The 26496-nt window shown below is 39.7% G+C and carries 26 protein-coding genes and 1 other RNA gene; 21 read left to right on the top strand and 6 right to left on the bottom strand.

Features of this window, described 5'->3' with window-relative positions:
- Positions 1-5 precede the first annotated feature (5 nt).
- From A3IA_RS0107130 to ffs, 8 genes are all read left to right on the top strand, one after another.
- Positions 6-800, top strand: a complete 795-nt coding sequence (locus A3IA_RS0107130) for a phosphatidate cytidylyltransferase (protein WP_018380638.1) — start codon at positions 6-8, stop codon at positions 798-800.
- 20 nt (positions 801-820) lie between these two features.
- Positions 821-2083, top strand: a complete 1263-nt coding sequence (rseP, locus tag A3IA_RS0107125; protein WP_018380637.1) for an RIP metalloprotease RseP — start codon at positions 821-823, stop codon at positions 2081-2083.
- 168 nt (positions 2084-2251) lie between these two features.
- A complete protein-coding gene (locus tag A3IA_RS0107120; protein WP_026217610.1) occupies positions 2252-4108 on the top strand; it encodes a proline--tRNA ligase in 1857 nt (618 codons plus the stop codon).
- Between the two features lie 49 nt (positions 4109-4157).
- Positions 4158-4715, top strand: a complete 558-nt coding sequence (locus A3IA_RS0107115) for a nucleotidyltransferase family protein (protein WP_039827937.1) — start codon at positions 4158-4160, stop codon at positions 4713-4715.
- Positions 4716-4731: 16 nt separating this feature from the next.
- The gene (locus tag A3IA_RS0107110; protein WP_018380634.1) at positions 4732-4992 is read left to right on the top strand and encodes a hypothetical protein; all 261 of its coding nucleotides are present in this window, start codon (positions 4732-4734) and stop codon (positions 4990-4992) included.
- Positions 4993-5077: 85 nt separating this feature from the next.
- Positions 5078-5854, top strand: a complete 777-nt coding sequence (locus A3IA_RS0107105) for an MBL fold metallo-hydrolase (RefSeq protein WP_018380633.1) — start codon at positions 5078-5080, stop codon at positions 5852-5854.
- Positions 5854-6378 carry a tRNA adenosine(34) deaminase TadA gene (gene tadA / locus A3IA_RS0107100; RefSeq protein ID WP_018380632.1) on the top strand — a complete coding sequence of 175 codons (525 nt, stop codon included), beginning with the start codon at positions 5854-5856 and terminating at the stop codon, positions 6376-6378. The genes A3IA_RS0107105 and tadA overlap by 1 nt, the downstream gene beginning before the upstream one ends.
- A 225-nt stretch (positions 6379-6603) precedes the next feature.
- An RNA gene (ffs, locus tag A3IA_RS12680) (signal recognition particle sRNA small type) lies at positions 6604-6699 on the top strand.
- A 527-nt stretch (positions 6700-7226) separates the two neighbouring features.
- Here the strand turns inward: ffs and A3IA_RS0107095 are convergent.
- Positions 7227-8126: a LysR family transcriptional regulator gene (locus A3IA_RS0107095; protein ID WP_018380631.1), complete on the bottom strand. Its 900-nt coding sequence runs from the start codon at positions 8124-8126 to the stop codon at positions 7227-7229.
- A 202-nt stretch (positions 8127-8328) separates the two neighbouring features.
- Between A3IA_RS0107095 and A3IA_RS0107090 the strand changes: the two genes are divergently transcribed.
- The 5 genes from A3IA_RS0107090 to A3IA_RS0107070 all read left to right on the top strand — a co-directional run bounded on the left by A3IA_RS0107090 (position 8329) and on the right by A3IA_RS0107070 (position 13062).
- On the top strand, positions 8329-9516 hold the full coding sequence (locus A3IA_RS0107090; protein WP_018380630.1) for an acetyl-CoA C-acetyltransferase: 1188 nt from the start codon (positions 8329-8331) through the stop codon (positions 9514-9516).
- Between the two features lie 14 nt (positions 9517-9530).
- Positions 9531-10181 carry a CoA transferase subunit A gene (locus A3IA_RS0107085; RefSeq protein WP_018380629.1) on the top strand — a complete coding sequence of 217 codons (651 nt, stop codon included), beginning with the start codon at positions 9531-9533 and terminating at the stop codon, positions 10179-10181.
- 5 nt (positions 10182-10186) lie between these two features.
- Positions 10187-10834: a 3-oxoacid CoA-transferase subunit B gene (locus A3IA_RS0107080; RefSeq protein ID WP_018380628.1), complete on the top strand. Its 648-nt coding sequence runs from the start codon at positions 10187-10189 to the stop codon at positions 10832-10834.
- Between the two features lie 33 nt (positions 10835-10867).
- Positions 10868-11641 (top strand): 3-hydroxybutyrate dehydrogenase, encoded by a 774-nt coding sequence (locus A3IA_RS0107075; RefSeq protein ID WP_018380627.1) that lies wholly within the window; start codon positions 10868-10870, stop codon positions 11639-11641.
- 89 nt (positions 11642-11730) lie between these two features.
- The gene (locus A3IA_RS0107070; RefSeq protein ID WP_018380626.1) at positions 11731-13062 is read left to right on the top strand and encodes a GntP family permease; all 1332 of its coding nucleotides are present in this window, start codon (positions 11731-11733) and stop codon (positions 13060-13062) included.
- Between the two features lie 247 nt (positions 13063-13309).
- Here A3IA_RS0107070 and galU read toward each other — a convergent pair whose 3' ends face one another.
- The 4 genes from galU to A3IA_RS0107050 form a co-directional block, all read right to left on the bottom strand.
- A complete protein-coding gene (gene galU / locus A3IA_RS0107065) occupies positions 13310-14215 on the bottom strand; it encodes a UTP--glucose-1-phosphate uridylyltransferase GalU (RefSeq protein WP_018380625.1) in 906 nt (301 codons plus the stop codon).
- A gap of 23 nt (positions 14216-14238) precedes the next feature.
- Positions 14239-15258, bottom strand: coding sequence for an NAD(P)H-dependent glycerol-3-phosphate dehydrogenase (locus tag A3IA_RS0107060; protein ID WP_018380624.1), 1020 nt, complete (start codon positions 15256-15258; stop codon positions 14239-14241).
- A gap of 946 nt (positions 15259-16204) precedes the next feature.
- Positions 16205-16753 (bottom strand): CvpA family protein, encoded by a 549-nt coding sequence (locus A3IA_RS0107055; RefSeq protein WP_018380623.1) that lies wholly within the window; start codon positions 16751-16753, stop codon positions 16205-16207.
- Positions 16750-17058, bottom strand: coding sequence for a cell division protein ZapA (locus A3IA_RS0107050; protein ID WP_018380622.1), 309 nt, complete (start codon positions 17056-17058; stop codon positions 16750-16752). Before A3IA_RS0107050 ends, A3IA_RS0107055 begins: the two co-directional genes overlap by 4 nt.
- Positions 17059-17169: 111 nt before the next feature.
- On the opposite strand from A3IA_RS0107050, the gene A3IA_RS0107045 reads away from it, so the two are divergent.
- Positions 17170-19509, top strand: coding sequence for an endonuclease MutS2 (locus A3IA_RS0107045; protein ID WP_018380621.1), 2340 nt, complete (start codon positions 17170-17172; stop codon positions 19507-19509).
- Between the two features lie 198 nt (positions 19510-19707).
- A complete protein-coding gene (locus A3IA_RS13470; RefSeq protein ID WP_244862334.1) occupies positions 19708-19929 on the top strand; it encodes a YbaK/EbsC family protein in 222 nt (73 codons plus the stop codon).
- Positions 19930-20238: 309 nt separating this feature from the next.
- Here A3IA_RS13470 and A3IA_RS0107035 read toward each other — a convergent pair whose 3' ends face one another.
- On the bottom strand, positions 20239-21723 hold the full coding sequence (locus A3IA_RS0107035) for a DUF1846 domain-containing protein (RefSeq protein WP_018380619.1): 1485 nt from the start codon (positions 21721-21723) through the stop codon (positions 20239-20241).
- A gap of 788 nt (positions 21724-22511) precedes the next feature.
- Here A3IA_RS0107035 and A3IA_RS0107030 point away from each other — a divergent pair.
- The 6 genes from A3IA_RS0107030 (at position 22512) to A3IA_RS0107005 (ending at position 26480) form a co-directional block, all read left to right on the top strand.
- Positions 22512-22868, top strand: a complete 357-nt coding sequence (locus A3IA_RS0107030) for a DUF2200 domain-containing protein (protein WP_018380618.1) — start codon at positions 22512-22514, stop codon at positions 22866-22868.
- A gap of 9 nt (positions 22869-22877) precedes the next feature.
- Positions 22878-23099 carry a DUF4649 family protein gene (locus tag A3IA_RS0107025; protein WP_018380617.1) on the top strand — a complete coding sequence of 74 codons (222 nt, stop codon included), beginning with the start codon at positions 22878-22880 and terminating at the stop codon, positions 23097-23099.
- A 324-nt stretch (positions 23100-23423) separates the two neighbouring features.
- A complete protein-coding gene (locus A3IA_RS11970) occupies positions 23424-23909 on the top strand; it encodes a DUF1697 domain-containing protein (protein ID WP_051072808.1) in 486 nt (161 codons plus the stop codon).
- Between the two features lie 159 nt (positions 23910-24068).
- Positions 24069-24473: a phosphatase PAP2 family protein gene (locus A3IA_RS0107015; RefSeq protein ID WP_242258629.1), complete on the top strand. Its 405-nt coding sequence runs from the start codon at positions 24069-24071 to the stop codon at positions 24471-24473.
- A gap of 78 nt (positions 24474-24551) precedes the next feature.
- Positions 24552-25319, top strand: coding sequence for an adaptor protein MecA (mecA, locus tag A3IA_RS0107010; RefSeq protein WP_018380614.1), 768 nt, complete (start codon positions 24552-24554; stop codon positions 25317-25319).
- A complete protein-coding gene (locus tag A3IA_RS0107005; RefSeq protein WP_018380613.1) occupies positions 25320-26480 on the top strand; it encodes a glycosyltransferase family 4 protein in 1161 nt (386 codons plus the stop codon).
- Positions 26481-26496 lie beyond the last annotated feature (16 nt).

Here is a 26496-nt window from a genome sequence, read left to right as displayed (position 1 = left end):
TTTTAATGAAACAACGTGTGATTTGGGGAGCTATTGCCTTAGCAGTCTTTGTTCCCTTCTTGTTGATTGGAGATTTGCCCTTTCAGTTATTTATTGGTGTTCTAGCCATGATTGCTGTTTCGGAACTTCTCCGCATGAGACGATTGGAAGTCTTTTCGTTCGAGGGAGTATTGGCAATGCTGGCAGCATTTTCACTAGTCGTCCCTCTACAAAATTACCTAACATTCTTACCTGTCGATGGTAGCTTTACTATCTTTGGTTTGGTCATGTTCTTCATCTTAGCGGGAACAGTTATTGCAAGCGATACGTATGCTTTTGATGATGCAGCTTTTCCCATGCTTTCTAGCTTATATGTCGGGATTGGTTTTCAAAATCTAGTTAATGCTCGAATGGCTGGTTTAGACAAAGTTTTCTTAGCCTTGTTTATTGTTTGGGCTACCGATACAGGTGCTTACTTAATTGGGCGTCGATTCGGACAGCGAAAATTACTTCCCAAAGTATCTCCAAACAAGACAATCGAAGGCAGCTTAGGCGGTATCCTATCTGCAGTAGTGGTTTCTTTATTCTTTATGCTCTTTGATAAAGATGTTTATGCGCCACATCATTTCTTCGTTATGCTTATTTTAGTCGCCGTCTTTAGCATTTTTGCGCAATTCGGTGATTTAGTGGAAAGTGCCATCAAACGTCGTTTTTCAGTGAAGGATTCTGGTAATCTTATTCCTGGACACGGAGGAATTCTCGATCGCTTTGATAGTATGATCTTTGTCTTTCCGATCATGCACTTATTTGGACTATTTTAGACTGAAAAGGAGTAAGTCTTATGCAGGGATTATTAGCTTTTATTGTTATTTTTGGGATTTTAGTTGTTGTTCATGAGTTTGGTCACTTCTATTTTGCCAAAAAATCTGGTATTTTAGTCCGTGAATTCGCAGTCGGTATGGGACCTAAAATTTTTGCCCATATAGGTAAAGATGGTACGGCATATACCATTCGAGCCCTCCCTTTAGGCGGTTATGTCAGAATGGCTGGTTGGGGAGATGATACGACTGAAATAAAAACGGGTACACCAATTACACTAACACTGAATAAAGATGGACTGGTGAAGCGGATAAATCTATCTCAGAAACATCTAGAGCAGACAAGTCTTCCCATGAATGTTACAGATTATGACTTGGAAGACAAACTTACTATTACAGGTCTTGTCCTAGATGAAACGAGAACCTATTCAGTTGATCACGACGCTACAATCATCGAAGAAGACGGAACAGAGGTTCGCATTGCTCCCCTTGATGTCCAGTACCAAAATGCGACTGTTTGGGGACGCATGATGACCAATTTTGCTGGTCCAATGAACAACTTCATTTTAGGAGCTCTGGTATTTATTGTTATGATGTTTGTCCAAGGTGGGGCTCCAAATCAGGATAGCAACCAAGTTCGAGTGACAGATGGTGGTGCTATGCAGGTAGCTGGTGTTCAAAACGGAGATCGTATTTTGCAAATTGGCTCAATGCAAGTATCTAATTGGAAAGATTTGACAAAAGCTGTTGAAAAGAATACACGTCACTTGAAAAAAGATGGGCGTATTGATGTTTTGGTAGCCACAGCTGAAGGCAAAGAGCGCAAACTTCAAATCAGTCCGAAAAAGTCAAATGGAACCTACCTCATAGGTGTCATGCCAGGCTTAAAGACAAGATTTATGGATAAAATTGCTGGTGGACTTCAGGAATCTTGGAAAGGTGCGACCATCATCGTTCGTGCTCTAAAAAACTTGATTACCAACTTTAGCTTGAATAAACTAGGTGGTCCTGTTGCCATGTATCAGATGTCCAATCAAGCTGCCAAGAATGGATTGCTTAGCATTTTATCATTGATGGCAATGCTGTCTATCAACTTGGGTATTTTTAATCTGATCCCCATTCCAGCTCTTGATGGCGGTAAAATTTTTATCAATATCATTGAAGCCATCCGCCGCAAGCCACTCAGCCAAGAAGTTGAAACTTATATCACGCTAGCTGGTGTCGGTATTATGGTGATCTTGATGATTGCTGTAACCTGGAATGACATCATGAGAGCCTTCTTCTAATAAGTCGATAAAAATCATTAACGTAAAACAGAAAGGAAAAGTGTTCGTTTTGATTTCAAAATGAACATGCCCTGAATGCTGTATTCAAAAGATAAGCTGTCTCGTGTGTTTCACGCTATGTCAGTTTTCCTATCTTATCTTGCATTTTATGGGCTTTATATCTTAATTATGAAACAATCTAATATGCTTATTCCTACGCTTCGCGAGATGCCTAGTGATGCTCAAGTTATCAGTCACGCTCTTATGGTGCGTGCTGGTTATGTCCGTCAAGTTTCTGCTGGTATTTATGCTTATTTACCATTGGCTAACCGTGTTATTGAAAAATTCAAAACCATCATGCGTCAAGAATTTGAAAAAATTGGTGCCGTTGAAATGTTAGCACCAGCTCTTTTAACAGCTGACCTTTGGCGCGAGTCTGGTCGTTACGACACTTACGGTGAGGACTTATACAAACTCAAAAACCGTGATAAATCAGACTTTATTTTGGGACCAACCCATGAAGAAACCCTTACTTATTTAGTTCGTGATTCGGTAAAATCTTATAAACAATTGCCACTTAACCTTTATCAAATCCAGTCTAAATACCGTGATGAAAAACGTCCACGTAACGGTCTCCTTCGTACGCGTGAGTTTATCATGAAAGACGGCTATAGCTTCCATAAGGACTACGAAGACCTTGATATAGCTTATGAAGCATACCGTCAAGCCTATGAAGCTATCTTTACACGTTCAGGTCTTGATTTTAAAGGTATTATCGGTGATGGTGGTGCGATGGGCGGCAAAGACTCTCAAGAGTTTATGGCTGTTACACCTGATCGCACAGACTTAGATCGTTGGTTGATTTTGGATAAATCCATCCCATCTATCCAAGACATCCCAGAAGATGTTTTGGAAAAAATTAAGGAAGAATTGGCTTCGTGGTTGGTTTCTGGAGAAGACACCATTGCCTACTCAACAGAATCTACTTACGCTGCCAATATTGAAATGGCGACCAATGAATTTAAGACAACTTCAAAAGTAGTTTCACAAGAGTCACTCGTTCAAGTGGAAACACCAAATTGTAAGACGATTGATGATGTGGCAGCATTCCTTGATGTCAATGAAGAAGAAACGCTTAAAACCCTAGTATTTAAGGCTGATGGCGAACTTGTCGTTGCTCTTCTTGTTGGTAACGACCAAGTCAATGACATCAAATTGAAAAACTACCTAGGGGCTGATTTCCTTGAGACTGCTGCCGAAGATGAGGTTCGCCCAATATTTGGAGCTGGTTTTGGCTCACTTGGACCAGTCAACCTTCCAGAAAGCATTCGTATCATTGCTGACCGCAAGGTGCAAAATACTGCCAACGTTGTTACTGGAGCTAACCAAGATGGTTTCCACTTGACTGGTGTCAATGCTGAACGCGACTTCCAAGCAGAATACGTTGATATTCGTGAAGTCAAAGAAGGGGAAGTATCTCCAGACGGTAAAGGCACGCTTCAATTTGCGCGCGGTATCGAGATCGGACATATTTTTAAACTTGGTACGCGTTATTCAGACAGCATGGGGGCAAACATTCTTGATGAAAATGGTCGTGCAACACCAATCGTCATGGGATGTTATGGCATCGGTGTTAGTCGCATCTTGTCAGCTGTTATCGAGCAACATGCCCGTCTCTTTGTCAACAAAACACCAAAAGGTGACTATCGCTTTGCTTGGGGTATCAATTTCCCTAAAGAGTTGGCACCATTTGATGTTCATTTGATTACAGTCAATACAAAAGATGAACTTGCCAACGAATTGACTCAAAGCATCGAAAGCACTTTGATGGCTAAGGGATATGAAGTTCTAACAGATGACCGTAACGAACGTGTCGGTTCAAAATTCTCTGACAGTGACTTAATTGGTCTTCCAATCCGTGTGACGGTTGGTAAGAAAGCAGCTGACGGCATCGTTGAAGTTAAAATCAAAGCAACCGGTGACAGTATTGAAGTTCATCAAGATAACTTGATTGAAACTTTGGAAATTCTAACGAAAGAAAATTAACATGACAAGTCTTGGCAATCCTGTCAAGGCTTTTTGATATAATAGAATCATGATAGAGAAAGAATTTCTAAAAGTGATTCAATCGGATCAAAAAATGATGAGCATATTAAGGGTTATTGCTGGTTTAGACCTAAAGGATTCTTGGCTAGCAGCTGGGGCAATTCGGAATTATATTTGGAACCTTCATTGTGGTCGACCAGGATTTGATTCTGAAACTGATTTAGATGTGGTTTTCTATGATCCAGATATATCTTACCAACACACCCTATCCATTCAAGACATCTTGAAAGCAGCTTGTCCGGCTTATTCTTGGGAGGTCAAAAATCAAGTTTATATGCATGGACATAATCCTGAGACGGATCCTTATGTGTCAACTAGAGATGCTATCAGAAAATACCCAGAAACAGCAACAGCAGTGGCGCTGCGATTGGTCGATAATAAATTGGAACTTTTTGCTCCCTATGGTTTAGAAGTTATCAGTCGTTTTGAGATTCATCCAACGTCGCATTTTAAAGCATCAAGCAAGCGCATGAGGGTTTATCAAGAACGTATGGCTAAGAAAGATTGGCGACAAAAGTGGCCGCAAATTCAAATATTTAATGACTAGCCTAGAAGGAGAGAAGATGTTTAAGATCAAAAACTGGACTTTCTGGCAACAATTCAACCGTTTATGTTTAATCGTTGTTATTTTAGCAGTTATGGGAGTTGTTTTAAAAATTGATAATTGGGCAACAATCGGACAAGTCATTTGGTTTTTTAGCTTTGCTATTTTTCCTAAAGTCCCCGATACAGTAGCGGTTTATCAGCGTCCAAAGTATCTCAAGTGGATTCGTTATGGCTCTATTATCATGCTCCTTGTAACGCTTTATATTCTTTTTTGCTAACAAGACGTGGATTTAACCCATTTTGATAAACTCATCATAAAGTGATTTTTTGATATAATAAGGTTAGAGAAAGGTGGTTTTTCAGATGAAAGTTACAACGCTTGGATGCTGGGGTGGTTACCCTTATAAAGATGAAGGAACGACGTCCTATCTATTGACGGGACATGATGGCTTCCAACTGCTTATGGATGCGGGTTCACGTGCTTTAAATGAATTAGAAAAAGAAATCAGCCCGTTGGATTTAGATGCTGTCTTGATTTCTCACTATCACCCAGACCATGTAGCTGACTTGGGTGTTCTGCGTCATTATCGTCAGCTCTACCCAAAACATTTATGGGAACCAACAGTTCTTCCCATCTATGCTCACAATGAAGATGAGTCTGAATTTAACAAGTTAACCCTGCCAGATGTTTCAAAAGGAATTGCCTACGACACTGATGGCACCCAGAGTATTGGGCCTTTTGATATTACCTTTATCAGGACGGTTCACCCGGTTGTCTGTTATGCCTTTCGCATTGTCGAGCGTGAGACAGGACAAATCCTGCTTTTCACGGCTGATACAGGATTTTTTGAAGCATTATCAGATTTTGTAGAAGGGGCGGACTTGTTCTTGGCAGATGTTTACCTTTATGAAGGCAATGAAAAGCATCCCGCTCATTTGACAAGCAAAGAAGCAGGTGAGATTGCTGTGCAAGCAGGTGTCAAAAAACTCGTCCTAACCCATATGCCACCTGTGGCTCCAGAAGGTGTTGATCCAGACAACCACTTGGAAATCCTTCGTCAAGAAGCGCAGCGCCATGCAGGTGCTATTCCAGTAGAACTAGCTGAACCTCACAAATCATGGGATTTGGGATATCTCTGATGCAAGAATTTACAGAAAAAGAAAAAGCCTACTTTATGCAAGAGGCTTTGAGAGAAGCAGAAAAATCCTTAGCCAAGGAAGAGATTCCCATCGGCTGTGTTATTGTCAAAGGTGGTCAAATTATTGGGCGTGGGCATAATGCGCGTGAAGAACTCAATCAGGCCATCATGCACGCGGAGGTTATGGCCATCCAAGAAGCTAATCAGACAGTTGGGAATTGGCGATTGCTTGAGGCAACCCTGTTTGTAACGATTGAACCTTGTGTCATGTGTAGCGGTGCTATTGGGCTTGCTCGCATTCCGCAAGTCATTTATGGAGCGCCCAACCAGAAATTTGGTGCCGCGGGAAGTCTCTACGACATCTTGACAGATCAGCGTCTCAATCATCGGGTTGAGGTAGAAGCTGGGGTTTTACAGGAAGATTGTGCCGCCATTATGCAGACATTTTTCCGTCAGGGACGAGAAAAAAAGAAAGCAGCCAAACGACTGGCTAAAGAAGCCCAAGACACGACAAACAACGCATGAAGAAAGTTTCGTTGTTGGTTAGTATATTTTCATAGAATTTATATTTTTTAGAGTGATATTTTGCCATAAGAGAGATGAAAATGAGGCAATACCTATGTGAGATTCTGAATTCTACGAAAATATTTTGAAAAAGTGCATGTCATAAGAGCATTCTTTTATGTATTTTCTTTGTGTTTACGCTGTGGTTGAAGAAAAAGCGATTTGCAATAAAGTAAAAATATGATATACTAATAGTGGAGCAACACTTGTGCGTGAAGTGGGTCAGGGGAGGAATCCAGCAGCCCTAAGCGAAGTCAGGTGTGTGCTCTTTTTTTGTGCCTAAAATTAGAATCTTACCTCGATGAGTAAACATACCACTGGCGTGTTTCTGGTTGTTAGTTGGACATAAGACAGTATGGTCAAATGATCTATCAACAAGATGAGCCAAACAAGGTAAAATTTTATGAGATTTACTAGAGTTCGAACGAAGTTATGTCGTCAAAAAATAAGCGCTTTGATGACATAACTATTGGAGCTGAGATGTAGCTAGTTCCAATAGTCAGAGAAAGTGATTATTTAACTTAGGAAATCAGGCAAGCACAGCTTATGTGCATCGTACAGGGGTTAGCAAAGTAACTATAGTTTTTGAAATCCTAGAGTCAGCCTCTTTTAATCGTATTTGATTGCTCTTGTTTAAATCGATTTTTCAAGAGTTGATTTAAGAACTGAGTGACACTACTAAATGTTAGAGCATTTGAGATATAGTCTTTTGAATTAACTTTGATACATCGTCACTTTCGACTTGCCGTACTCAAGTACTGTCCGCGTCTCAGTTCCTTGTCTGAAAGTTAATTCATTTGACTATACTACTAAAGCACGTGAAATTTTTCGAGAATTTTGTTAAATATATATTCTTCGATAGCAGAATAGTTGTTTTTCTTCAGGCGACTAACCATAACTTTCCATGGAATAGGATTTTCCATTGGAATTGCGACAATGTCTTGGAGGACATAATTGTGCATCGTTTGCTTAGGAATGATGGTCAACAGTTGCGGATTAATCCGAGTAGAGTTGACCAAAAAGTCCCATGAAGCGGATTCCAAAACAATTTGAGGGTTTATGTTCGTATATTGGCATTTTTCTTTGATTAAGTGATGAATCATAAAGGTTTTGTCAAAAATAGCTAATTTTTCATTATGAAGTTCTGACCAGGTCAGGATTTTTTTATTGGCTAAATGATGATCCCTAGATACAAAAGCGCAAAGTTCAGATTCCTGAATCTTGAAAGAATCAATCGTGTTTGCAGCAATCCTCTCAGGATGGAGAAGGACAGCAATGTCCACATTCTCCAAAATTAATTCTTGACGGAGGCGATTGGCTCCAAATTCTTTGATGTTAAAGTGAATATTGGGATTTTCTAGGATGATTTCCGGCATGATCTTTGAAAAAACCACTGATAAAATGAGTGGCGGGATCCCAATAGTGATATTACCTTCTACTTTTTGATCGGTAGCAAACAGGTTGTGATGCATTTCATCATATTTGCGAACAACTTCTAAAGAATCCTCATAAAATTGTTTCCCCGTCATCGTCAAGCCAAGAATTTTATTGTACTTTTTATTAAAAAGTTTAATCCCTTGTTTTTCTTCAAAATCAGTGATCATGATGCTGAGTGCGGGTTGAGAAATATAAAGTTGTTTGGCAGTCCGGCTGAGATTGAAATTATTCTCAACAATGGCAATAAAAAAGCGTAAATGTTTAATATCCATTCTAATTATTTCTTCCTTTCTTTTTAATATCTCTTTGTTGTCTTTATCTTAAGCAATATTTTTATAGCTGTCAATAAAAAATGATAAATTTAATTTATAATCATATAAAAAAATCGAATTTTACAAACGTTTTCAAGAGCGATACAATAAAACCGTAAAAACAGAAAGCGCTTTCTTAAAATTTAGATTGGAGAATTACAAATTGGTTAAAGAAGTTATTATCACTTCAGCTGTAAGAACACCTATTGGCTCATTCGGTGGTGCCTTTAAATCAGTCTCAGCTGTTCAATTAGGGAAAATTGTTGTAGAAGGTTTATTAGAAAAGTCAGGTTTGAAACCTGAGCAAATTGATGAAATTATTTTCGGAAATGTCCTCCATGCAGGACTTGGGCAAAATGTTGCAAGGCAGGTAGCGGTAACTGCTGGCATTCCAAATGACAAACCAGCCTTCACCGTTGATATGGTATGTGGTTCAGGTCTTAAATCCATTGAATTAGCTGCTCAAAGCATTATTTGTGGTGATTCGGAAATTGTTATTGCAGGTGGCACAGAAAGCATGAGTCAAACAAGTTATGTGCTTAAAGATTATCGATGGGGTGGCCGATTAGGTGATGGAAAGATCATTGATACCATGGTTAATGACGGATTGACTGATGCCTTTCACGGTTACCATATGGGGATTACAGCAGAAAATATTGCCAAAAATTATGATATTAGTCGTGAAGAACAAGATAGATTTGCTCTATCTAGCCAACAGAAAGCGTCGACAGCTCAATCTAAAAATCGCTTTTTAGAAGAGATTGTACCAGTTCCGGTTCCTCAGCGAAAAGGTGATCCTATTGTAGTGACAGAAGACGAATACATCAAAGCAGATACCACATTTGAAAAACTAAGTGCTTTGCGCCCAGCCTTTGTTCGCGACGGTTCAGGCACTGTTACTGCGGGGAACGCATCAGGTCTCAATGATGGTGCTGCAGCTGTTCTACTGATGAGTCGCGATAAGGCTGAAGAATTAGGTCTTCCGATTTTGGGAACAATCAAGGGTTATGCAAGTGCAGGGGTAGCACCAGAAGTTATGGGGACTGGGCCAATTCCATCAACTCAGAAAGCTCTTGCCAAAGTAGGTTGGACCGTAGAGGACTTAGAATTGATTGAGGCTAACGAAGCTTTTGCTTCTCAAGCTATCAGTGTTGTTGATGAACTTGGTCTGAATCCTGATATTGTCAATGTCAATGGTGGCGCTATCGCTTTAGGACACCCAATTGGTGCCAGTGGAGCACGTATCTTGGTAACACTTCTACATGAAATGGAAAAACGTCAAGTGCATAAGGGATTGGCTACACTTTGTATCGGTGGTGGTCAAGGAACATCCTTGTTGATTGAAAAATAAAAGGAGATAGTTTCATGAAAAAACGAATGAGCTTGGCAGAAGCTGTCAGTCTTGTAAAAGATGGCGATACAATCATGGTTGGTGGTTTTATGACTAATGGAAGCCCTGAACGTTTAATTGACGCCTTGGTTGAAAAAGGTGTTAAAAATTTAACGCTTATCTGTAACGATGCAGGCTTCCCTGATAAAGGTGTTGGCAAGATGGTGGCTCAGCATCAATTTTCTAAAATTATTGCCTCTCATATTGGTTTAAATAAGGAAGCAGGACGTCAAATGACTGCTGGTGAAACAGTAATTGACTTAGTACCACAGGGAACTTTAGCAGAAAGAATCCGTTCAGGAGCCTTTGGACTCGGAGGTTTTTTGACACCAACAGGTATTGGAACCTTGGTGGAAGAAGGAAAACAAAAATTACATGTCGATGACAAAGATTATTTACTAGAATTACCTCTGAAAGCAGATGTGGCATTGATTTTTGCAGATAAAGCTGACGAACTAGGTAACCTATGCTACAAAGGCTCTGAAAATAACTTTAACCAAGTTATGGCAGCAAATGCAGCTATTACAATTGTTGAAGCCCGTGACATTGTACCAGTAGGTGACATTGAACCAATTGCGGTTCAGACACCAAGTATCTTTGTTGATTATCTAGTGGAAGGAGAGTAGTCCAAATGGTGAAAGAATTAAGCAAAGAAGAAATTCAAGAACGTATTGCAAAACGTGTAGCTCTCGAACTTCCAAATAATTCCTTGGTTAACCTGGGGATAGGATTGCCAACCAAGGTTGCTAGCTTCTTACCAGAAGGTATAACAATCATGTTGCAGTCAGAAAATGGTTTTGTTGGCTTAGATAAGGCGGGTGATGATATTGATCCTACCATTGTGAATGCGGGTGGTCAGCCCGTTGGAATAACAGCTGGTGGAGCCTTCTTTGACAGTAGTACATCGTTTGGGATTATCCGAGGTGGACATGTAGACGCAACAGTTCTAGGAGCTTTGCAAATTGATGAGAAAGGTAATATTGCCAATTATCTGATTCCTGGGAAAATGGTTCCCGGAATGGGTGGTGCTATGGACTTGTTAGTCGGTGCCAAAAAGGTGATTGTTGCGATGGAGCATACCAATAAAGGCAAATGGAAAATTTTGAAAGAATGTTCTCTGCCTTTGACGGCCACAGGAGTTGTTGATAAGATTGTCACAGAAATGGGTGTCTTTAGCGTTACTACAGATGGAATTGTTGTAGAAGAAATTCATCCAGATTATTCTTTTGAAGAAGTTCAAGAAGCAACGGAAGCTAAGTTAATCTTTACTCAAAACTAAAAAACAATAGATAAATAAAGTGAGGAAATAATTATGTCTAAACAAGTAGTATTTGTAACGGGTGCAGCAAGTGGTATTGGCAAACAAATCGGTGAAACATTCTTAAAAGAAGGTAAGATTGTTGTCTTTTCAGACATCAACCAAGAAAAATTAGAAGCGGTTGTTGATGAATACACAACACAAGGGTTAGCAGCTGATTCGGTTTTATGTGATGTGACTAATGAAGAAGCTATTAATCAAGCTATTGACTATACGATTGAAAAACATGGCCGTTTAGATATTTTGGTTAACAATGCTGGTTTACAACACGTTGCAATGATTGAAAATTTTCCAACAGCAAAATATGAATTCATGTTGAAGGTGATGCTGACAGCACCATTTATCGCTATCAAACGTGCTTTTCCAACGATGAAAAAACAAGGGTTTGGTCGTGTCATCAACATGGCTTCTATCAATGGTGTGATTGGTTTTGCTGGAAAGACAGCTTATAACTCAGCAAAACATGGTTTGCTTGGCCTAACAAAAGTAGCAGCTCTTGAAGCAGCTGATTCAGGTATTACTGTAAATGCTATTTGTCCAGGTTACGTGGATACACCACTCGTTCGTGGTCAATTTGAGGATCTTTCAAAAACACGTAATATTCCACTTGAAAATGTATTGGAACAAGTATTGTATCCATTAGTACCTCAAAAACGTTTAATTGATGTCCAAGAAATCGCTGATTATGTTTCTTTCCTTGCAAGCGATAAAGCTAAAGGCGTTACTGGTCAAGCATGTATTCTAGATGGTGGTTATACTGCTCAATAAGCCGTCTATTCAGTCTGAATTAAGAGAATAGGGGATGGGGTGATGTTGCTCTGTCCCTTGTTCCTTCTAGATGTGAGAGGAGAAATATTATGGAATTTTTAGGACCAATTGGGGTCTTGGTGGGGATTGTCGCTATCATTTATTTTTCGTTAAAGGAAATTCATATTACTATTGCGGCTCCTTTAGCTACAATATTAGTTGTACTTTTAAACAGTATGTCATTAGTTGAGTCAATTCTAGGAAAAGAAGCCAACAACTATATGGGAGCACTTGGTGGCTATATTATGAGCTACTTTGCTATCTTCTTATTGGGATCTATTTTAGCCAAATTGATGGAAGTCAGTGGTGCTACGGTTTCTATTGCTGAATTTATTTTAAAGAGAGTTGGCTATCAGAATCCCTATCGTATCTTAGTCTCCCTTTTTATCATAAGTGCTATTTTAACCTATGGAGGGATCAGTCTTTTTGTGGTAATGTTTGCTGTACTTCCGTTAGCACGTTCTCTCTTTAAGAAGATGGACTTATCATGGAATCTCATTCAAATACCACTTTGGTTAGGAATCGCGACTTTTACGATGACTATTTTACCTGGAACGCCAGCCATTCAAAATGTCATTCCAATTCAATACCTCAATACCTCTTTAACTGCTGCTCTTGTGCCTAGTATTTTAGGAAGTATTGGCTGTATTGCCTTTGGTCTCTTTTACATGAAACGCTGCCTAAATAAGAGTCTGGCAGCTGGTGAGAACTATGCCACCTATACGAGCCATACAGAAGAAGATACAGAGGATAAAGATTTGCCACCATTTGTATCCAGTATTTTACCTTTAGCTTTATTGATTTTTGTTGCTATAACGGGAAGTTTAATCGGTGATGACTTTGTTAAGAAAAATATCATCTATGTAGCACTCTTGACGGGGATTATCTCCGCTCTCATTCTATTTAATCGGTATATTGACCAAAAGATAGCAACCCTTAGTATCGGAGCAAGTGGTGCCGTCGGTCCCATTTTTGCCACAGCCTCTGCGGTAGCTTTCGGTTCAGTTGTTACGGTAGCGCCAGGTTTTGGAGTGTTTTCAGATATTATCTTAAACATACCAGGTCCTCCTGTTATTAGTTTAACAGTTCTGACTTCAGCAATGTCAGCGATTACTGGTTCATCCTCTGGAGCTCTAGGAATTGTTATGCCAAACTTTGCACAGCACTATTTAGATGCAGGTGTTTCACCTGATATGATTCACCGTGTGGCAGCTGTTGCCTCTAATATTCTGACTATCGTACCACAATCGGGAGTCTTTTTAACCTTCTTGAGTCTCACTGGTCTCAATCATAAAAATGGATTTAAACAAACATTTATCACAGTTTTTGGAAGTACTTTAGTAGCCGAAGTTATCATTATTTTAACAGGGTTATTTTTTTAGATAGTCATATTTCAATAATGCTTTAGTCATGTGTATGCTATCATCTTAAAACTAAAATGAGTCTTACTACTCTGCAATATGAAGATAGTAAGGTTCAGTCTACCTCTTAGCCCTGGTCTCTAATGTCGAAGTTTCGTAAAGACTTATCTTTATATTATATTTGATATAAAAAAACTCTCCTTATTACTTTTGGTGAAAACAAAATCACTAGAAGTAATAAGGAGATTATTTTTTTTAAAGATAGCTGTTAACTGTCTTTTTTACTGTCTAATTCTTTTCCCAAGTCGATGATGTATTGTTTTAAATCATCTTTGACTTGGGGGTGTTTGAGGGCATAATCGATAGATGTTTTCATAAAGCCAAATTTATCACCAACATCGTAGCGGTTCCCGGAAAATTCATGTGCAAAAACACGTTGTGTTTTGTTAAGTGTATCGATAGCATCTGTTAGTTGAACTTCATTTCCAGCACCAGGCGCTTGATTTTCTAAAATCGCAAAAATCTCCGGTGTCAGAAGGTAACGTCCGATAATAGCTAAATCACTTGGAGCTTCCTCAGGAGCGGGTTTTTCAACAAATGTATCAACGCTATAAAGTCCTTTACGAACCTCTTTATGTGGCGCAATAACACCATAAGATGAAACGTCTTCGTGAGGGACAGGCATAACGGCGATAGTAGAAGCATGTGTCTCTTCAAAATCTTTAATCAATTGTTTGGTCAAAGGAAGCGCTTTGTCATCTGTAATATCCATAAGGTCATCACCAAGCATGACAACGAAAGGTTCGTTACCAACAAAAGCTTTAGCTTGAAGAACGGCATCTCCAAGTCCACGAGGGTGACTTTGACGAATGAAATGTAAGTTGATAGCGGTAGTGTCATTCACCAACTTGAGCAAGTCATTTTTTCCTTTTTGTTCCAGATTGTGTTCAAGTTCGATATTTGAATCGAAGTGATCTTCAATGGAGCGTTTGGCTTTACCAGTGACAACTAAAATTTCTTCAATACCAGATTTAAGGGCTTCCTCAACGATGAATTGAATCGTTGGTTTATCAACAATAGGTAGCATTTCTTTAGCAAGAGCCTTAGTAGCTGGTAGGAAGCGGGTTCCAAGACCGGCAGCTGGAATGATGGCTTTTCTAACTTTTGTATTCATAAATTTCCTCTACTTTACTTAACTTAGTCAGCCCACTCGTTTTCTGAGCGAAATTCATTTGACATCATATCAAGGATGGCTTCTTTGATGTCAGCTCCTTCATAAATGGTACGGTAGATAGCGCTAGTGATTGGCATGTAAACATCCAATTCTTGGGCGAGTTCATAGGCAACTTTTGTTGTTGAGATACCTTCGATAACCATCCCCATATTTTTTTCAATATCTTCCAATTTTTCGCCACGACCTAGAGCATCCCCTGCTCGCCAGTTACGAGAGTGGACAGAAGTACCTGTAACAATCAAGTCTCCAACACCAGAAAGTCCGCTGTAGGTAAGTGGACTTGCTCCCATAGCAACACCGAGTCGAGTGATTTCTGCTAAACCACGAGTGATAATTGCAGCTTTGGCATTATCACCATATCCAAGACCATGAAGGGCACCTGCACCGACGGCGATGATATTTTTAAGGGCACCTGCTGTTTCCACACCGATAACATCAGTGTTTGTGTAAAGACGGAAGTAGTGATTGCTGAAGAGCTCTTGCACATACTTAGCTGCCTCCAAATCTTTAGAAGCAGCTGTGATTAGCGTTATATCACGAACGATGGTTTCTTCGGCGTGGCTTGGACCAGAAACAACAACAATTTCTGAACGTAAGTCTGCTGGGATTTCTTCTTCAAGAATCGTAGATAGTCGCTCATGTGTACCAGGTTCAAGACCTTTAGAAGCATGCATAATAGTAACTTTATGATTTAAAGCCTCAGCAACTTGTTTGGCAACCAAGCGTGTTACTTTAGTTGGTACAACGAAGAGAATGGCATCTACCCCATCAAGTGCATCGGAAAGATTGTGGTAGCCAATGATGTTTTTATCTAAAGTAATGTCTTTAAAATAGCGTGTATTAGTGTGTTTTTGGTTTAATTCATCGATTTGATCGGTGATGTTTCCCCAAATACGAACTTCGTGATTATTATCATTCAGAACCTGTGCCAATGCGGTACCCCATGAACCGGGACCCAAGACAGCAATTGTTTGTTTGGTCATAGTTACTCCTTAATTTTTTAGTCATTGAAAAATTGATTTCCAAAGGGTAAATAAAAGTTAGTGTACATTCTTGAATATTATACCATAAAAACGCTTTTAAAGAATTTTGGAAGAATGAATTAGTCACCTTATTCTAGGCTTAGCACCAATGTCATCTGAAACATCAATAAAGAGAACTCAAGCGAGCAGCTTCCTGTCCTGTTAGGTATAGTCAAATGAATTAACTTTCAGATAAGGAGCTAAGACGTGTAATAGTGCTTGAGTAGGGCAAGGCGAAAATGACGATGTATCACAGTTTATCCACTTGACTATAAATTGTAGCTAATAAACGTTTAAGATAAGACTTTATTCTTCAATTCAAGAGGTGAAAAGGCACTGTGTTTATTTGGTGGTAGGTGGCAAGAAGTATCCTACTGTTTGATAGCTGCTTGATCATTTCTTCCATGAATAAGAGCAAGATTGATAACCTATCTCTCAAAGCGGCTAATTAACTTCAAATTGATTAGCTAGGTGATGAAAACTTAGATTTTTTTGTTTTAGTACTCTTTGAAAATCAACTTTAGATCTTCTTGATTTGCTGAACTTCAGTTCTATCTGAAACGGTTTCGCTTAGTCTGATTTCGATGTTCATTGAGTATAACGTTTCAAGCTGAATTTTATCTTTATAACGTAACTTTACGAAATGTTTCAATTGCTAGCTTTTACGTTTAACCGTTGTAGTATAGGTCACAAGAATCTTATCTCCCATAACAGCAATAGCAAACAGACGGTAGACAACTCCTTAAAAGGTGATGGTTTGGGAAATTTTATGGGGAGATGGAAATAATGAAACGTTTAGAAACACTATTATTTTAATGTTTTTGTTGCAAAGAAAAAAGATTGGAGAAACATGTCCAAAATGGACAATTTCTCCAATCTGTATATAGCAAATAATCTTTCTCTCTGACTATTTGACAATTTGAGTTATCCAAAGATTTTCTATATAAGAGGAAAAGAATGGAAAATCTTCGATTAAGAAACGAACCAATCCATTTCCTGATAAAGTCCGTTGGATATTATCAAAAGGAATAGTTGCTAGGATAGTAAATCCCATACTTAAAGTAAAACAAACAACAAGGCAAGATAGGAGACCTGCTATGATGTTGTTGGTCTTACAATCAAAGCGCTCAAGTGGAGCGAGATGAAGCAGCACACCTAAGAAGCGAGTAGCAGCATAAGCAAGGGTGTAGACACCAAGAAAAGCAACTCCAGCGTAGAAAATTAAATCATGTGAGAAGACATCAACATCCTTAAAGAAATAGATGTGTGATCCTTCGGTCGGATTGGCGTAAGGAACCCAGATGTAGAGAACTTTAGCTAGTGGTTGGTAGTAGGCTTTAGCAAGAGCCAAGGCTACTAAGCTCCCAATAGTATAAAAAGCTTGTAGAAAGATGCCTCGTGAAAAGCCGATGTAGAAACTCCAAGCCAAGATAATTAAGAGCAAGAGTGTGATCATAGGTCAACCTCAGTTTCGTTAAGGCTTTCGACCGTCTTTTCATCTAGAAAACGTGCTCTCAAATCAGCTAATTCATTCTCCATATCTTCAATAGCAATCTCACGGCTTAGTTGGGTTGATAAGGCGTTGATGGCTAGTAAGATTGCCAAGGTTTCATTGTCTGCTTCAGGCAATTTTTCACGAATAGCCTCGTATTTTTCTTTGGCAACACGTTCTACCTCTTCCATGAAGAGATTATCTTTATCAGTTGTTAATGTTAAGGGGCGATCCCCAAAAACAAATTTGTAGCGATTCTTTTTTGTCATGAAAATACCTCTCAAATATTATAGCATAAAGGCTGTTTTAGCGACACCTTTAGCTTTTGTTGGGCGGTTTTCTAAGTCATGTGAAACTAGATTTATGCTATAATATAGCCTATGAATACTAGAATTTTAGAACAGTTAGAATTTGAAAAAGTGAGGGATTTATTTGTTCCCTATCTTCAAACTGAACAGGGTCTAGCTGAATTACAGCACTTGATGCCGCTTTTTAAGGCAGACAAGATAAAAGAACAATTTATCGAAATTGAAGAAATGGCCACCATTTTTGTGGAAAATCATGGCTTCGCCTTAGGCAGTCTGACCGCTATCTCAGAAAGCATTCGGCGCTTAGAGTTGGAAGCTGACCTCAATATCCCAGAACTTATTGCCATCAAAAAGGTGTTAGCTGTTACAGCAGACATGACCCACTTCTATCAGGATTTGGAAAATGTAGAGCTCTCTGCCCTCAAGCGTCTTTTTGAGAATTTGGTAGGCTTCCCCCAACTACAAGGCGCCTTGCAGTCGGTAAATGATGGCGGTTTTTTAGAAAATTTTGCTAGCCCAGAATTGGAAAAAATCCGTCGTCAGATTACAACCAATGAAGCACAGGTGCGCCAAGTGTTGCAAGATGTTTTGAAAAAACAAGCGGATTACCTATCCGAGAGTCTAATTGCCAGTCGTAATGGGCGTAGCGTTCTTCCTGTTAAAAATACCTACCGCAATCGTATTTCAGGAGTTGTTCACGATATTTCAAGCTCGGGAAATACAGTTTACATTGAACCACGTGCAGTGGTTGCGCTAAATGAAGAGATTACCCAGCTGCAAGCAGATGAACGACATGAGATGTCTAAGATTCTTCATGACTTTTCGGAAATGTTACGCCCGCATGCTGATGCCATCAGAAATAACGCTTGGATTTTAGGTCACTTGGACTTTGTTCGTGCCAAATACCTTTTCATGCGTGAGAAAAAAGCCAATGTTCCTGAAATTTCAAGTGATAAGAGCATCAATTTGATCAATGTCTTTCATCCTCTACTTCAAAATCCAGTCGCCAATGATTTGCGCTTTACCAGAGATTTGACAGCCATTGTTATCACAGGTCCCAACACCGGAGGTAAGACCATTATGTTAAAAACGCTTGGTCTAGCGCAACTAATGGCTCAATCTGGTTTGCCAATCATGGCTGATAAGGGGTCAAAAGTAACGGTCTTTAACCAGATTTTCGCTGATATAGGCGACGAGCAGTCTATTGAGCAAAGCCTATCGACTTTCTCAAGTCACATGACCCATATCGTGGAAATTTTGGAAGCGGCAGATCAAGATTCCCTAGTGCTTTTTGATGAATTGGGTGCAGGTACTGACCCTCAAGAGGGGGCTAGCCTTGCCATGGCTATTTTGGAACATCTGCGCCTCGGTCAGATTAAGACTATGGCTACGACTCACTATCCAGAGCTTAAAGCCTACGGGATTGAGACGAAGTTTGTAGAAAATGCCAGTATGGAGTTCGATACGGCAACACTGCGTCCGACTTATCGCTTCATGCAGGGGGTTCCTGGGAGATCCAACGCCTTTGAGATTGCCCGCAGACTTGGTTTGTCAGAAGTGATTGTGTCTGATGCCGAAAATATGACAGACACTGACGGTGATGTCAACCGTATCATCGCAAAATTAGAAGCACAAACTCTTGAAACGAGAAAACGTCTGGACCATATCAAAGAAGTAGAGCAAGAAAACCTCAAGTTTAACCGAGCGGTAAAAAAACTTTACAACGATTTCTCGCACGAGCGTGATCGTGAAGTGGAAAAAGCCCACCAAGAGGCGCGTGACCTGGTTGATTTAGCGCTACAAGAAAGTGAAGAGATTCTAAAAAATCTTCATGCTAAAGCTGAGTTAAAGCCACACGAAATCATTGAAGCTAAGTCTGAATTGAAAAAATTAGCTCCTCAGGTTGATTTATCGAAAAATAAGGTCTTAAAAAAAGCCAAAAAACTCAGAGCCCCACGTGTGGGTGATGACATTGTAGTGACAGCCTATGGTCAACGCGGAACCTTGACCCATCAAATTAAGGATAAAACTTGGGAAGCCCAAGTCGGTTTAATTAAGATGACCCTCAAAGAGGATGAATTTAACTTGGTTAAAGTTCAAGAGGAAGCGCAAAAACCTAAGAAAAAACAAGTGTCAGTGGTCAAAAAAGCCAAGAGATCTGGAGGAGGACCTCGTGCTCGCCTAGATTTAAGAGGGAAGCGCTATGAGGAAGCCATGCAAGCCTTGGATGACTTTATTGATCAGGCACTGCTCAATAACATGGCGCAGGTCGATATTATTCATGGTATCGGAACAGGAGTTATCCGTGAAGCTGTTACCAAATACCTCCGCAAAAACAAACACGTCAAAAGCTTCGGTTATGCCCCACAAAACGCTGGCGGTTCAGGTTGCACCATTGCTAATTTAGGTTAACCCCCAGAAAAGAAATAATAGCGTCTTAGTATGTACTCCTATCACAGAACGATAGTTAAATGAATTAACTTTCAGAACAAGGAGTTGAGACGCAGAACAGTACTTGATTTTCATTGAGTATGAGTAGGGCAAGTCGAAAGTGACCATGTATCAAAGTTAAGTCAAAAAAACTATAACTAGTAATCTCATCCCAAGTGGGTGTATGATTTTATTCAAGAGCATACCTTGAGTCGCGATATTAAGGTAGCTGAAATAACTTCTGAATTTGCCGATAGAGACAGTCTAAATAGAGAGTACGGTCTTGCCCATGAAGAAATGCTTAACTGTCTTGTAGTCGAAGGTAGTAGGGGAGAAGACGAGCGTTATGCCTCACTTTTGGTAGCTTATGGTAGGAAAGCTAAAACCAACGCTACTATATAAGATAAGCATAAAGGACTAAACAATCGCTTGATGCTTCTAAAGTCGGGTTTGCTGATTTGAATGTTGTCCTAGAAGCAACGCAAATGCCATTTGGCTCGATTAGCCCAGCCGTTTTTTCGTCTGATTACTTAATTTTGATAATAGTAGTATCTTAGAATAAGATCAGTTAGTCATCGGAGGAGGTTTTGTTCATTCAAAACTTTTGATTCCAACTTAGTTATTAGCTAGTCTTTCAAATGATCAAGTTATTGAAGGATTGGTTAAAGATTAATAAAAATGCCTCTTGCTAAGCTGCGAGAGGCATTTTTATTATTTACGATAAAGAGTATTGTTTGAGTAAACAGGGTCGAAGGTCACATTGGTGCCTAGCTTACGGAAAACATTTTTATCTTCTTCTGGCAGAATCACTGTTGAATGCACTTCGCTACCTTTAAGGTTACCCAATTGTTCCATAGCTTTTTTAGCATCGTCATTTTCCATAGCTGTGATGGCTAAGGCGATGAGAATTTCGCTGGAATGAAGTCGAGGATTCTTACTACCGAGATGGTCAATTTTGAGATCTTGGATTGGTTTGACGTAGTCTGCACTGATGAGGTGAGTGGCTTTGTCAATGCCAGCTAATTTTTTGATGGCATTGATGATAACAGCTGCTGATGGTCCAAAAAGTTCAGAAGTCTTACCGGTCACGATATCACCAGTTGGCAATTCCAAAGCCAGAGCAGCATCACTTGTCTGTTTCGCTTTTTCTTTAGCAACTATGGCGACTTTTCGATCAGCTGGACTGACATTAATGTCGTTCATGAGCAACTCAATCTTTTGAACAGCCGTTGTTGGAACGCGTTCAGCCTTGGCTTCAACCACAGTTTGGTAATAACGGCGGATAATTTCCTGTTTAGACGCTTCGATAGCAGCCTCTTCGTCAATGATGGAAAAGCCCACCATGTTAACCCCCATATCAGTAGGCGAAGCGTAAGGTGACTTACCCAAGATACGTTCTAGCATGCGCTTTAAAACAGGGAAAATCTCAATGTCACGGTTGTAATTGACAGTTGTTTTGCCGTAGGATTCCAAGTGGAAGGGATCAATCATATTAACATCATCTAGGTCAGCAGTTGCTGCTTCATAGGCTAAGTTGACGGGGTGGTGGAGTGGGAGATTCCATACAGGGAAAGTTTCAAACTTAGCGTAACCAGATGTGACACCGTTGAGCTGATCGTGGTAGAGGTTTGACATGCAGGTTGCTAATTTACCAGAACCAGGACCGGGTGCTGTCACGACCACTAAATTACGACTGGTTTTAATGTAATCATTTTTCCCCATTCCTTCTGGTGAGATGATATGATCCATATCAGTTGGATAGCCTTTGATTGGATAGTGCAGGTAGGAAGCGATACCGTGTTTTTCCAGTTCTTTACGGAAGGTATCAGCCGCTGCTTGACCAGCATACTGAGTCACGACAACAGAACCAACATAGATGTTGAGGTCTTTGAATTTATCAATTAGGCGGAAAACTTCTTGGTCGTAAGAAATGCCCAAATCACCACGTGCTTTTGAATGTTCGATGTTGTTGGCATTGATGGCGATAACAATCTCAACTTGCTCCTTGAGTTCCTGAAGAAGTTTAATCTTGTTATCGGGTTCGTAACCAGGTAGAACGCGGGCAGCATGGAAATCTTCCAACATTTTGCCACCGAATTCCAGATAGAGCTTACCATCAAACTGATTAATACGCTCGATAATGTGATCACGTTGCAAATTCAAATATTTCTCTGAATCAAAAGCTTGTTTTGTCATGTGTCCCTGACCTTTCTCTTTTTAAAGAAATTATTATAACAAAATTTTAGCAGAATTTGGTGAATTCTATAAAAGAAAAATGATTATTAATATTGTTTGTCAACTCCCTACGGATGTCATAGAGTATCTGACAGTGCAACGTAAAGCTAAAAAAGCAAAAAATGTTAAAACGTAGCCATTTTATGACAAGTTTTTTTCAAAGTGTTATTCTTAAATTATCTAGTAACTCTAAAAGAAGAAAAGAGAAGACTAGAATACGATTTAATCCTTGTTGGATTTGTGAAAGTCGGCAAAACCCTAGCGGTAAGAGGGCAAGTTGAGGTAAAAAAGCTTACTCTGGTTAGGCAAAACAACAAGATGTGAAGGAAACCTATATCACTAGTGGTTATCTTCTTACTGAAAGCCTACCCATCCTGCAGAAAAACAGCCTTTTTCCAAGAAGCGATGGCTCTTAAACAGCTAGTTGTTAGCCGTCCCAATTGACGTGCTGAATACTCTATTAACCAAACCCGCTTTAGCTCAAAGGTGCTAAGACAAAAGCTGCTTCTGAAGAAACAGGGCTCTTAAACAAAGTTAACAACCTTTTGCCTTCTGGTAGCAGGTATGTCTCACAGTCACGGTAACAACAGCTTTCTTGGTTTCTATAAAGCAGTATAGTCAATGTTGCAACAAATGCAATTCTTAAATCAACTCTCTTTGGAAGGAGTTGAGAAGAAATTGTCAACTTGGTTAAATTGGCTATGGCTGAAAACTTGAATGGCATCTTGAATTTATAAAAAGGGGATTTTATGCATAAACGTATTTATGAGATGAGTTTTGCCAGTGTCTATGGGGCACTTATTGCAAAAGCTGAACGAAAAGGCCAGACCAAAGCCGATGTGGATAAAGTGGCCGCTTGGTTAACTGGCTATTCGACTGCGCAACTTGGTGACTTTCTGGAAAGTGAGCTGACTTACGGAGAATTTTTCAAAAACGCGCCTTGTTATCATTCTAATCGCACTAATATTACAGGTAAGATTTGTGGCGTTCAGATCGAGACACTGGAAGACCCTTTGATGCAGGAAATCCGTCGGTTGGATAAGTTGGTGGACTGGATTGCCAAAGGGAAGACACCGCAAGAGGTTTTTGACAAATATGAGAACTAGGAGTTTGTGATGATTGTTATTGATTATATGGATGGGGTAAATCGTCCGCAACAAGTGACGTTTGATAATTACAACAGTTTTGTCCAGTCGCAGCAATCTTGCTGGCATGATATTCCTGACTTTTTTAAGGTGACAAGGGTCAATTTTAACGGTCATGATATTCCATATCAAGGGCTTTATGGTGATGTTTATCATTTTCTTATGAAGCAAGATTTGACCCAATACCAATAGAGAATTCACTTAGCCTGGCTGGGTGATTTTTTGATGTGAACAACAGCGTAGTCTCATCATGTGGTAAAATAAAAGAAAAGATATAGTCAACTGACTTTCAGACAAGGAACAGAAAAAGACGCGAAACAGCACTTGATACGCTTCGAAAATTTAAACCAGACCTTGTTGGCTTGCTTTGATAACCTTCAGTTCTATCTGCTATCTGCTATCTGCTATCTGTGTCGCCTAGTCTGCTTTGGAATTTCATTGAGTATGAGTAGGGCAAGTCGAAACTGATCATGTATCAAAGTTAATTCATTTGGCTATAAAATAGAAAAAGGTCATATGAAAACCTATATTTGTTTATTAAGAGGCAGCAATGTTGGTAGGAAAAACTGCCTTTCTATGGCTGAGTTAAAGTCTGCTATGGAAGGAGCTGGGTGTATGGACGTTAAAACCTGTATCAATTCTGAAAATATTATTTTTAGAAGTTCTCGCGATAATCTCCCATTTTTTTGTCAGAATTTGATAAAAGATAAGTTTGGACTTGAGCTTACTTGTCAGATTTTGTCAGCCGAGGGTCTGTTTAGGCTGGCAGTTCCAAAGTGGTTCAATCAGGACTCTGATAGCAAGCACAACGCCATTTTTACGATCCATCCTTGGACAGCCAGAGACGTTAGCGAGCGCATGCCTATCATCAAACTAGAGCTTGAAAGGGTAGCTGTAGTAGATGAGGTGCTTTTTTGGACGTGCTCTAAGAAGAATTTTTCAAAAACGACCTATGGGAAGCTAGCCTTAAAATCGAAAGGTTACGCCATGACGATAGTGTGAAATGGGAACACTTTCTTTAAGTTGGTGGAGTTGGCGTGTGATTATGTAGAAAGGTTGGGTGTTTGAGTGAAAGATTATGATGCGTTTTACGGGAAAATTCTGAAGATCCTAGAGACCTATCCCAGATTGACGCCTATCATTTTAGGATACAATTGGTTTGTGACAAAGCTGATGTACTTGCTCTATCCTGTGCTTTTGATTTTTCTTTATATGGAAAATCGTCAAGATTTGTGGAAAACGATCCTTGTGCCAGGGCTATCTTTTCTGCTTATCTCAGTTTTTCGGAAGGTGATTAACCAGCCTCGACCTTATGAAAGATGGCATACCAGCCCAATCATGAGCCGTGATGGACTGGGAGAATCATTCCCCAGTCGCCATGTTTTTTCTGCTAGTGTCATCAGCATGTCTTTTCTTGCGCAATTTGTTTGGCTAGGCATTTTGCTACTGATGATGACTTTAGGATTGGCGATATGTCGGGTACTTGGTGGTGTGCATTATCCTAAAGATGTTTTGGTTGGTTACCTTTTAGGCGTCTTTTGTGGCATGCTTTTAATCCTGTTCTAGTAAACGTAGGTGTAAAATTGAAAATGCCTTATAATTCTAGTATAATAGGAGGTAAAACGCGTATGAGGTGCCTATGTAATGGAAATGAAACAGATTAGCGAAACGACGTTAAAAATTACGATTAGTATGGAAGATTTGGAAGAAAGAGGAATGGAGTTAAAAGATTTTCTCATTCCTCAAGAGAAAACGGAAGAATTCTTCTATACCGTTATGGACGAACTTGACCTGCCAGATAATTTTAAAAATAGCGGTATGTTAAGTTTTCGTGTGACTCCTAAGAAGGATCGGTTGGACGTCTTTGTGACAAAGTCAGAAATTGATAAAGAACTCAACTTAGAAGACCTAGCAGATTTTGGAGATGTTTCTCAAATGTCACCAGATGAATTCTTTAAAACCTTGGAGAAATCAATGTTGGAAAAGGGTGATACTGAGGCTCACGAGAAATTAAAACAAATGGAAGCCATGGTAGAATCGGCGATGTCAGAAATGACTTCTGAGCCTGAAGGGGCGGCAACGGTAGCTACTGACTCTGAGAATGATACTGAAGAGCTGACTTACACGCATTATGTTCTTAGTTTTCCCACTTTGAAAGAAGCGATAATTTTTTCAAAAGCCATTGATTTTGACATTGAAGCGTCAGAGTTGTACAAGCTAGCCGGTCAATACTATATGACCATTTTAGTCGGTTTAGAAAATAAGCCAGCCTATTATGCCAATCTTGTCCATGCTCGATTGTTAGAACACAGTAGACATGCTCCAAAAACAAGAGCCTACCTTCAAGAGCATGGCATCCGTTTGCTTGATGGATACGCTGTAACTGAATTAGAGGATATAAAGGTGAACTAAATGTTGCCATTTGAGTTATCCCTTGTCTTGTCTTTGATTGGAGCCTTTCTTTTATCTCTCACCTTGACGCCATTGGTTCGCTTTTTATCACTTCGAGTGGGAGCTGTTGATCAGCCCAATGCTCGTCGTATCAATAAGGTACCCATGCCTAGTGCAGGGGGGCTAGCTGTTTTTTTAGCCTTTTTGACGGTGGCTCTGTTTATTTTGCCTAAGGTGACAGCGCAGGTTAAATCAGATATTCCTTATTTTGACTATATTCTACCTGTTCTTGTAGGGGCTGCTATTGTGACAGCAACAGGCTATCTGGATGATGTTTTTGAAATTTCAGCTAAGAAGAAAATGATTGGTATCGTGCTTGGCGCAGTTATTATCTGGGCTTACACAGACTTTCGTTTTGATAGTTTCAAGCTACCTTTTGGTGGTCCCATGATTGAATTTGGACCAACTCTAACTTGTATATTGACCATCATATGGATTGTCTCCATTACAAATGCTATCAACTTAATTGACGGTCTAGATGGTTTAGTAGCAGGTGTCTCTATGATTTCATTGGGGACTATGGGGATTGTTTCTTACTTCTTTTTACCACAAGTTGAACTGTTTTTGACCATCACAATTTTTCTGCTCATGGCATCGATTTTAGGATTTTTCCCTTATAATTATCACCCCGCCATTATTTATGGGGGAGATACGGGAGCTCTTTTTATCGGTTTTATGATGGGTGTTCTTTCCTTGCAGGGCTTAAAAAACTCGACTGCAGTTGCGGTTGTGACGCCTGTCATTATTTTAGGAGTGCCCATTGTTGATACGGCTGTTGCGATTGTTCGCCGAAAACTATCTGGTCGCAAAATTTCCGAAGCAGATAAAATGCACTTACATCATCGTCTTTTAGCCATGGGCTTCACCCATCGTGGCGCGGTTCTCGTCGTCTACGGTATTGCAATCATTTTCTCTCTGATTGCACTTTTACTGAATATCTCAAGCAGACTGGGTGGCATTTTACTGATGATCGGTCTACTCTTTGCCTTGGAAGTCCTTATAGAAAGTCTGGAGATTTTGGGAGAACATCGGACACCCTTGTTTAATATGCTTAAATTCATTGGTAATAGTGACTACCGACAGGCAAGTTTGCAAAAATGGCAAGATAGAAAGAAAAAATAAATCTCGAGGAAAGCCC

This window comes from Streptococcus thoraltensis DSM 12221 (assembly GCF_000380145.1).
GTDB classification, from domain to species: Bacteria; Bacillota; Bacilli; order Lactobacillales; family Streptococcaceae; genus Streptococcus; species Streptococcus thoraltensis.
Note: the sequence above shows the minus strand (reverse complement) of the source record. Positions and strands in the feature narration are given on the sequence as shown.